Source organism: Micromonospora endophytica, assembly GCF_003236305.1.
Lineage (GTDB): Bacteria > Actinomycetota > Actinomycetes > Mycobacteriales > Micromonosporaceae > Micromonospora > Micromonospora endophytica.
This window is the reverse complement of record NZ_POTX01000268.1, coordinates 1-7809: the sequence shown is the minus strand read 5'-3', so window position 1 is coordinate 7809 and position 7809 is coordinate 1. Positions and strand designations below refer to the sequence as shown.

Annotated in this window: 7 protein-coding genes; 4 read left to right on the top strand and 3 right to left on the bottom strand. The window is 74.0% G+C overall.

The annotated features are described in order from the left end of the window. Positions 1-16: 16 nt before the first annotated feature. From C1I93_RS26320 to C1I93_RS26315, 3 genes are read right to left on the bottom strand one after another with little or no spacing between them, the layout of a single operon-like run. A complete protein-coding gene (locus C1I93_RS26320; RefSeq protein ID WP_111245971.1) occupies positions 17-367 on the bottom strand; it encodes a DUF3140 domain-containing protein in 351 nt (116 codons plus the stop codon). Beyond that, positions 367-531 carry a hypothetical protein gene (locus C1I93_RS31780; RefSeq protein ID WP_181445335.1) on the bottom strand — a complete coding sequence of 55 codons (165 nt, stop codon included), beginning with the start codon at positions 529-531 and terminating at the stop codon, positions 367-369. Before C1I93_RS31780 ends, C1I93_RS26320 begins: the two co-directional genes overlap by 1 nt. Before the next feature lie 30 nt (positions 532-561). Beyond that, entirely contained in the window at positions 562-3117 is a 2556-nt protein-coding gene (locus tag C1I93_RS26315) for an ATP-dependent Clp protease ATP-binding subunit (protein WP_111245970.1), read from the bottom strand. Positions 3118-3380: 263 nt separating this feature from the next. On the opposite strand from C1I93_RS26315, the gene C1I93_RS26310 reads away from it, so the two are divergent. The 4 genes from C1I93_RS26310 to C1I93_RS26295 all read left to right on the top strand — a co-directional run. Next, positions 3381-3758, top strand: coding sequence for a hypothetical protein (locus C1I93_RS26310; RefSeq protein ID WP_111245969.1), 378 nt, complete (start codon positions 3381-3383; stop codon positions 3756-3758). A gap of 214 nt (positions 3759-3972) precedes the next feature. Then, the gene (locus C1I93_RS26305) at positions 3973-4233 is read left to right on the top strand and encodes a hypothetical protein (RefSeq protein ID WP_111245968.1); all 261 of its coding nucleotides are present in this window, start codon (positions 3973-3975) and stop codon (positions 4231-4233) included. Positions 4234-4241: 8 nt separating this feature from the next. Then, positions 4242-5396 (top strand): hypothetical protein, encoded by a 1155-nt coding sequence (locus C1I93_RS26300; RefSeq protein ID WP_223256671.1) that lies wholly within the window; start codon positions 4242-4244, stop codon positions 5394-5396. Further along, the coding region (locus C1I93_RS26295; protein ID WP_111245967.1) for an FtsK/SpoIIIE domain-containing protein at positions 5389-7809 on the top strand (2421 nt) is incomplete at its 3' end. The genes C1I93_RS26300 and C1I93_RS26295, both read left to right, overlap by 8 nt.

The following is a 7809-nucleotide window of genomic DNA, read 5'->3' as shown; positions in this document are numbered from 1 at the left end:
GTGGGTGGGTGGGTGGTCAGCGTTCGACGAGCACGTCGTGGCCGAGGTCGAGCAGGGCGTGGCGCCACTCGTCGTCGGCGTTGCCCCGGTCGGGCCGGGCCGCGGTGAGGGTGCGGATGCGGTCGACGGCCTCGGCCATCACCTCGATGTCCTCGGGGGTCAGGTCGACCTTGCGCTTGCGCAGCACGGCCAGGATCTGCCGGCCCGGCTCGGGCAGGTTCAGGTCCGGGTTCGGGCCGAACGCCTCCTCGCCGGAGCCCCGGGTCAGCAGCCACTGACGCAGCTGCTCGGACGGCACGTTGACCTCGGCGTGGAAGTCCTCCCAGAGGGTCTCCACGTCGGGGTCGAGTCGCTGCTCGCGTACCATCAGCCCTCCTCTGTCGGCGGCGTCCCGGTGATCTCCGGGAGCCCCTTGTCGATGGGCCCGTCCAGGCCCTCATCCGGCACCTGCACCCGGCGGGGATTCGCCGTCGGCGGGGCCTGGATCGGCTCGGTGTGGTCGTCGTCGGGGTCCGGTTCCGGTGCGGTCATCAGCGCCCTTCCGGTCAGCGGGAATGCCAGTCAGCGGGGATGGGTGGTGGTGGCCGCGGTGTAGCCGTGTGATCCGGCCGCCACGTCGAAGGCGAGCCGCCCGTCCCGGTTGTCGACGGTGACCCGTTGACCTGGGGACAACTGTTGTTCCAGCAGCATCCGGGACAGGTGGTTGTCCACCTCCCGCTGGATGACCCGCCGCAGCGGCCGGGCGCCGTACTCCGGCTGGTAGCCGTGCTCGGCGATCCAGTCGACCCCGGCGGTGGTGAACTCCACCTCGATGTCCTGGGCGTGCAGCCGGCGGCGGGTCTCCTCCAGCAGCAGCTCGGTGATCTGCCGCAGCTGCGCGGCCTCCAGCCGGCGGAAGATGATCACCTCGTCGATCCGGTTCAGGAACTCCGGCCGGAAGTTCTCCTGCAACCGGCGCATCAGCCGGTCCCGCAGCTCGTCGCTCTCCTGCCTACTGCCCGGCTCGCCGGCACCGAAACCGACGGCCTGTTGGCTGCCGGTGATCAGCTCGGAACCGAGGTTGCTCGTCATGATCAGGACGGTGTTCTTGAAGTTGACAGTACGGCCCTGACTGTCGGTCAACCGCCCGTCGTCGAGCACCTGCAACAGGATGTTGAACACGTCGGGGTGGGCCTTCTCGATCTCGTCCAGCAGCACCACCGCGTACGGGCGGCGGCGCACCGCCTCGGTGAGCTGGCCCGCCTCCTCGTACCCGACGTAGCCGGGTGGCGCGCCGACCAGCCGGCTGACCGTGTGCCGTTCCTGGAACTCGCTCATGTCCACCCGGACCATCCGGTCGGCCTCGCCGAACAGCGCCTCCGCCAGGGCCCGGGCCAGCTCGGTCTTGCCCACGCCGGTGGGGCCGAGGAACAGGAAGCTGCCCATCGGGCGGTTCGGGTCGGCCAGCCCGGTGCGGGAGCGGCGGACCGCCTCGGCCACCGCGTCGACCGCGTCGTCCTGGCCGACGACCTTCTCGTGCAGGTGACCCTCCAGACGCAACAGTCGATCCCGCTCCTCCTCGGTGAGCTGGCTGGCCGGGATGCCGGTGGCCCGGGACACCACCTCGGCGATCTCGTCCGGTCCCACCTGGGGCACCTGGCTGCCGCCACCGTCGTCGCCGCGCGCCCGGCGGATCTGTTCCTCCAGCTCGGCCACCCGGTCGCGCAGGGTGGTGGCCCGTTCGTACTGCTCGTCGGTGACCGCCTGCTCCTTGTCCCGGCGTACCTCGTCGAGCTGCTGTTCCAGGTCGCGCACGTCGGCGGCGGGGGTCCGGGTCCGCAGCCGGACCCGGGCGCCGGCCTGGTCGATCAGGTCGATGGCCTTGTCGGGCAGGTAGCGGTCGGTGAGGTAGCGGTCGGACAGCTCGGCCGCGGCGACCAACGCCTCGTCGGTGAAGCGCACCTGGTGGTGGGCCTCGTAGCGGTCCCGCAGGCCGCGCAGGATGGACACGGTGTCCTCGACGGTGGGCTCGGGCACGAACACCGACTGGAACCGCCGGGCCAGCGCGGCGTCCTTCTCGATGCTGCGCCGGTACTCGTCGAGGGTGGTCGCGCCGATCACCCGCAGCTCGCCACGGGCCAGCGCCGGCTTGAGCATGTTCGACGCGTCCATGCCGCCCTCGCTGCCCGCGCCGCCCGCACCGACCAGGGTGTGGATCTCGTCCAGGAAGATGATCAGCTCTTCCCGGTGCGCCCGGATCTCGTCGATCACCTTCTTCAGCCGCTCCTCGAAGTCGCCCCGGTAGCGGGTGCCGGCCACCAGTCCGGCCAGGTCGAGCTGGATGACCCGCTTGCCGAGCAGGGTCTGTGGCACGTCGCCGTCGCAGATCCGCTCGGCCAGGCCCTCCACGATGGCGGTCTTGCCGACACCCGCCTCGCCGATCAGCACCGGATTGTTCTTGGTCCGCCGGGAGAGGATCTCCACCGCCTGTTCGATCTCGTCGGCACGACCGATCACCGGGTCGATCTGATCGGCACGCGCCAGGTCGGTGAGGTCCTGGCCGTACTGGTCCAGGGTGGGTGTGCCACGGTCCGGTCGGGGGCCGGTCGCCGCACCCCGCTCGGCGTTGGCGGCCTGCAACGACTCGGGCTGGATCCGGCCGGCGGCGAGCATCCGGCCGGCCGGTGACTCGGGGTTGAGCGGCAACGCCATCAGGATGTGCTCGGGACCGATGTAGTTCGCGCTCATCGCCCGGGACAACTGGTGGGCGTCGAGCAGCGCCCGCTTGGCTGCCGGGGTCAGGGACAGGTTCGGTGGCATCTCGCCGTGCGGGGCGCCGTCGCCGCGTCCCCCCAGCGCGTTGACCAGGGTCTCCGGATCCGCGCCGGCCCGGCGGACCAGGTCGCGCAGCGGCTCCCGCTGCAACGCCGCCCACAGCAGGTGGTCGGTGTCCAGGTCGTTGCTCTTCTTCTGGGCCGCCCGGCGCGCGGCGTCGGCGAGCATCTCCCGGGCGTCGGCGGTCATCAGTCGGGTGATGTCGACCCGGTGCGCGGGCCGGCGCCCGCCCTCGCCGCGGCCGAAGTACCGGGCCAGGAACTCGTCCCACGGGTCCGAGCCGAAATCGCCGGGTCCAATCATCTCTGTCCTCCGCGGGTCGGCGCGAGACGGTCGGCACGGGCTACCCGGCACCCGCCCGGACAAACGCCACCGCCACGCGCCGCCCGACCGGCGCACCGGGTGTGATCCACTGCGTTTCGGCGCGATTGTGCTGTCCGGCCGGGAGACCGCCGTTCCGGCGAAACGGAGTGGGTCTCTCCACGCCCGCTCGGCGCCGCGGCGGGTCGTGCGGCGGTCGGCGCGGCTGACGGGCAGGTCGGCCACCCGGATGGCAGGGTGGGCGGATGAATGAGATTCCGCTGCTCATCGTGGACGCCGCCAACGTGGTCGGGTCCCGGCCCGACGGCTGGTGGCGCGACCGCGCCGGGGCCACCGCCCGGCTGCGGGACACCATCGCGCCGGTGGGCGAGCGCGGGGTGCCCCCGGAGCTGCCACCGCCGGTGGAGGTGGTGCTGGTGGTCGAGGGCGCGGCGCGTGAGGTGCCCGGGGTCGACGGGGTACGGGTGGTGGCCGCGCCGGGCTCCGGCGACGACACAGTGGTCGACCTGGTGGCCGAGGCCGGCGACCGGCACCGGGTGGTGGTCACCGCCGACCGGGTGCTGCGGGAGCGGGTCGTCGCGCTCGGCGCCGAGGTACAGGGCCCGCGCTGGCTGCGCCCGTGAGCCGGAATCAGGACCGCCGGATCGCCCCCGGCCACCAGCCCGGACGTCCGGCGATGGCGTACGGTGATCCACTGCACACGAGTCCCACGAATCGGACTCGCGGCGCGTGCGGTCGACAACCGGTCAGCGGGGCAGGAACACTGACAGGGCAGATGTTCTTCCCCCGACCGGCATAGGCTCTAATGGAGTCCTCCCCGCCCCCAGGAGGTTCCGCGTGGCGAGCGTCGCCGAGCTCAAGGCAGCCATCGATGTCGCGCTCCAGCAGATCGGTGACGGCCAGAGCGCCGTGCAGGCCGCCGGCGAGAAGCTCGCCGAGGCGCAGCAGACCCTCGCCGGGGCGCTGGAGGGCAGCGGCCACGCCACCGTCGAGGCGGCCCAGGCGTCGTTGACCCAGGCCAGCCAGGAGTTGGAGGAATGCCTCGCCGCGACGCTCGTCGCGATCGAGCAGGCCCAGCAGTACGTCGCGACGCTGTAGGGGCGGGCGTGTCCATCGTCGAGGATGTCGGTGCCCAGGTCCGTGCCGCCGCCGAGGAACTGCCGATGGGCCTGCTGGCGCAGGCGCTGGAGAAGTTCGGGCTGGCCACCGAACGACTGCGCTGGGTGCGCCAGGAGTCGGCCAACCCGATGGGCGTGCCGGAACTCTCCGCCGCCACCGAGCACGCCGAGACCGCCGGGTACGCGCTGCGGGTGGCCCAGGAGCAGTTGACCGCGTATCTGGCCGCGATCGGGCTGGCCCCCGACGGCGCTGCGCCGCCGTCGCCGACGCAGGAGCGCCGGCCCGGGCACGACGCGCCCCGGGGCGACGAGGCGGTGGCCGTCGCTCCCGAGCCCCCCGGCGAGGTGCGGTTGCGCCGCTGGTGGTCGGTGCGGGTGGCGGAGCTGACAGGTGGACGCGAGGGCCCGCCGGAGGAGCCCGACGAACGGATCACCGACTCCCGCGAGTTGCTGCGCCGGGTGGTACGCGGGGTTCGCGCCGGCGACCGGGACCGGCTGCACCGGGATCTGCGTGGGGCACACGCCGACGTCGGCATGGGGCTGGCCGCGGTGGCCCCGCCGCTGCTGCGGGACCTGGCCGCGGAGTTGCTCGGGCACCCGCCACGCGGTGACGACCTGGCCCGGTTGCGCCGGGAACTCGACGGCCGGGTCCGGGACCTGCTGCCCGGCCTGCCCGCCCCGGTGCTGGACACGCTGCTCACCCGGGTCTGCCGGATGCCCCCGCCCCGCCGCGACGACGCCGACCAGCCACACGCCGCCGACCCGGCGGTCACCGCCGGAGTGCTCACCGGCGTCCTGCTCGACCGCCTCGGCCGCGACCTCCCCGCCGACGACGGTGAAAGGAAGGGCCCCCTATTAACGCCTGGTGCGGTAAAGGGGCCCCCTGTTAACACCGCCACCGGATCGCCGCGCACCAGCGGCGGATCAGCACGCACCACCGGCGGATCGGCGGGCGCGGGCGGCGGATCAGCACGCACCACCGGCGGATCGGCGGGCGCGGGCGGCGGATCAGCACGCACCGCCGGCGGGTCGGCGGGCGCGGGTGCACCGCGTGGCACGGGCGGGTCGTTGCGTACCAGCGGCGGGCCGTGGCAGGGCGGCGGCGGGAACAGCGGTAGGCCGGGGCACGGGATCGATGGCTGACCGGCGTAACCAGTTGGTCGGCCGGGTCCGGGAACTGCTCGCCGACGCCCTCGGCGCGTCCCGCAACCGGTCCACCGCGGCACAGACCGCCCTGGCCGGCGCGCGCGAGCGGGCGGTACGCGTACGCCGGGCCGCTGCCGGCGTACCCGAGCGGGTCGGTGCCGAACGCGACAGGCGACTCGCGGAGATCGAGTCCCGGCACTCGTCGCGGCTCGCCGAGCTGGTGCGGCGGGCGGCCGAGGCCGCGGCGCGGGAGGCGCCCGGTGCCGGTTCGGCCGACTGGTCGACCTGGCGGCCCACTCCGGCCGAGCGCGCCGAGCCGCCGGGGGCGACGCGGGTCGGCACGTTGCGACTGACCGATGAGGACGGCCCGACCGGACGCGGCACCGGCGACATCACACCGGTGCCGGCGCTGGTGGCGCTGCTCGACGGCGGGCACGTGGCGCTCGACGGTGACCCGGCCGGCTGCGCGGCGGTGGTGTCGGCGTTGTTGCTGCGCGGCCTGGGCCGGGCGGCGCCGGGCGGGGTACGACTGATGGGCTACGACCCGGACCGGCTCGGCGGCGGGCTCGCGGGGTTCGCCCCGCTGGGTACGGCCGGGTTGCTCACCTTCGTCGGCCCCGGCGGGCTGGCACGGCTGCTCGACGATCTGGTGGAGCAGATCCGCCGGATCAACGAGACAGTCCTCGCCGGTGAGCATGCCTCGCTGCGGGAGCTGGCGGCAGCGACCGGTCGCCGGCCGGAGCCGTGGCGGGTGGCCGTGCTGCTCGGCGGGGACGAGTTGTCCCGGCACGAGCGCGGCCAACTGGACCGGGTGGTGCGGGCCGGCGCGGCGTGCGGCGTACACCTGATCGTGTGGGGTGTGCCGCTGCCCGACGATCCGTCGGTGACCCGGGTGGTGGTGGCCGCGGACGGCGCCCACGTCGGCACCCTGCCGGTGCGCCTCGACCCGCCGCCACCGGCCGCGCTGGTGACCGAGACCTGCCGGCAGATCGCCGCGGTGGTCAGCGCCGGACCGGCACCGACCCCCTTCACCGACCTGCTGCCCGCGCCGGAGCAGATGTGGCGGGAGGACTCGGCGACCGGCCTGACCGCGCCGATCGGCGAGGGACCGCAGGGCCGACCGGTGCTGCTGACCCTCGGTGACTACCCGCCGCACGCCCTGATCGGCGGCCCGTCCGGCACCGGCAAGACCAACCTGATCTTCGCGTGGATCGGTGCACTCGCCGCCCGCTACTCCCCCGCCGAGCTGGAGTTCTATCTGCTGGACTTCAAGGAGGGGGTGTCCTTCGCCCGGTTCGCCAAGGGCCGGCGGGATCCGAGTTGGCTGCCGCACATGCGGCTGGTCGGCATCAACGTCAACACCGACCGGGAGTTCGGCCTGGCGTTGTTGCGGTTCCTCGCCGAGGAGCTGCGCCGGCGTGCCGACGCGGCGAAGAAGCACGAGGTCACCAAGCTGGCCGAGCTGCGGGCAGTGGACCCGACCGGGCACTGGCCCCGGATCGTGGCGGTGGTGGACGAGTTCCAGATGCTGCTGGCCGGCCGGGACGCGGTGGCGCGGGAGGCGGCCGACCTGCTGGAGGACCTGGCCCGGCGGGGCCGGTCGCAGGGCATCCACCTGGTGCTGGCCTCGCAGGACGTACGCGGCATCGAGGCGCTGTGGGGCCGCCCGGCGCTGGTCGCCCAGTTCACCCTGCGGATCGCGCTGCCCAAGGCGCTGCGCATCCTGGCCGAACGCAACGACGCCGCCCAGTCGCTGCCGAAGTTCCACGCGGTGGTCAACGCCGAGTCGGGAATGTTGGAAGGCAACCAGGTGGCCCGGATCCCGGCGGCGAGCGACTGGGAGACCTGGAGCGAGTTGCAGCACCGGCTGTGGCGGATGCGCCCGGCCGAGGCCGCGCCGGCCCGGCTCTTCGACGGTGACGCGATTCCCCGGCTGGCCGACGCACCGGACTTCCGGGCGTTGCAGGCGCCGGAGGTGGGCACGCCACGCGGCCCGGTGGCGTTGCTCGGCGAGATCATCGACGTGCAGGCCCGGTCGGCGGCGTTGCGGCTGCCCCGGGCACCCGGGCGCAACCTGGCCGTGCTGGGCACCCGGATCGACGAGGCGTGCGCGGTGCTGGACGCGGCGGCCCGGTCCCTGGCCCGGCAGCACCGGCCGGGCACCGCGCGGTTCTCCATCGCCTGTCTGGACCCGGACGCCGACCCGGCGGCCCGCGCCCTCTACGAGGATCTCGCCGACGACGCCGCCTGGTACGACGAGGAGAGCGTGACCGAGCTGATGGCCGAGACGGCCGAGGGCCTGGGCGGGCCGGGCACCAGTGGCACCCCGCACTACCTGCTGCTGTTCGCCGTCGACGCGGCGGCCGGCGCGTTGGCCTCGCGGGTGGGGCGGGCCAGCGGGCTGGAGCAT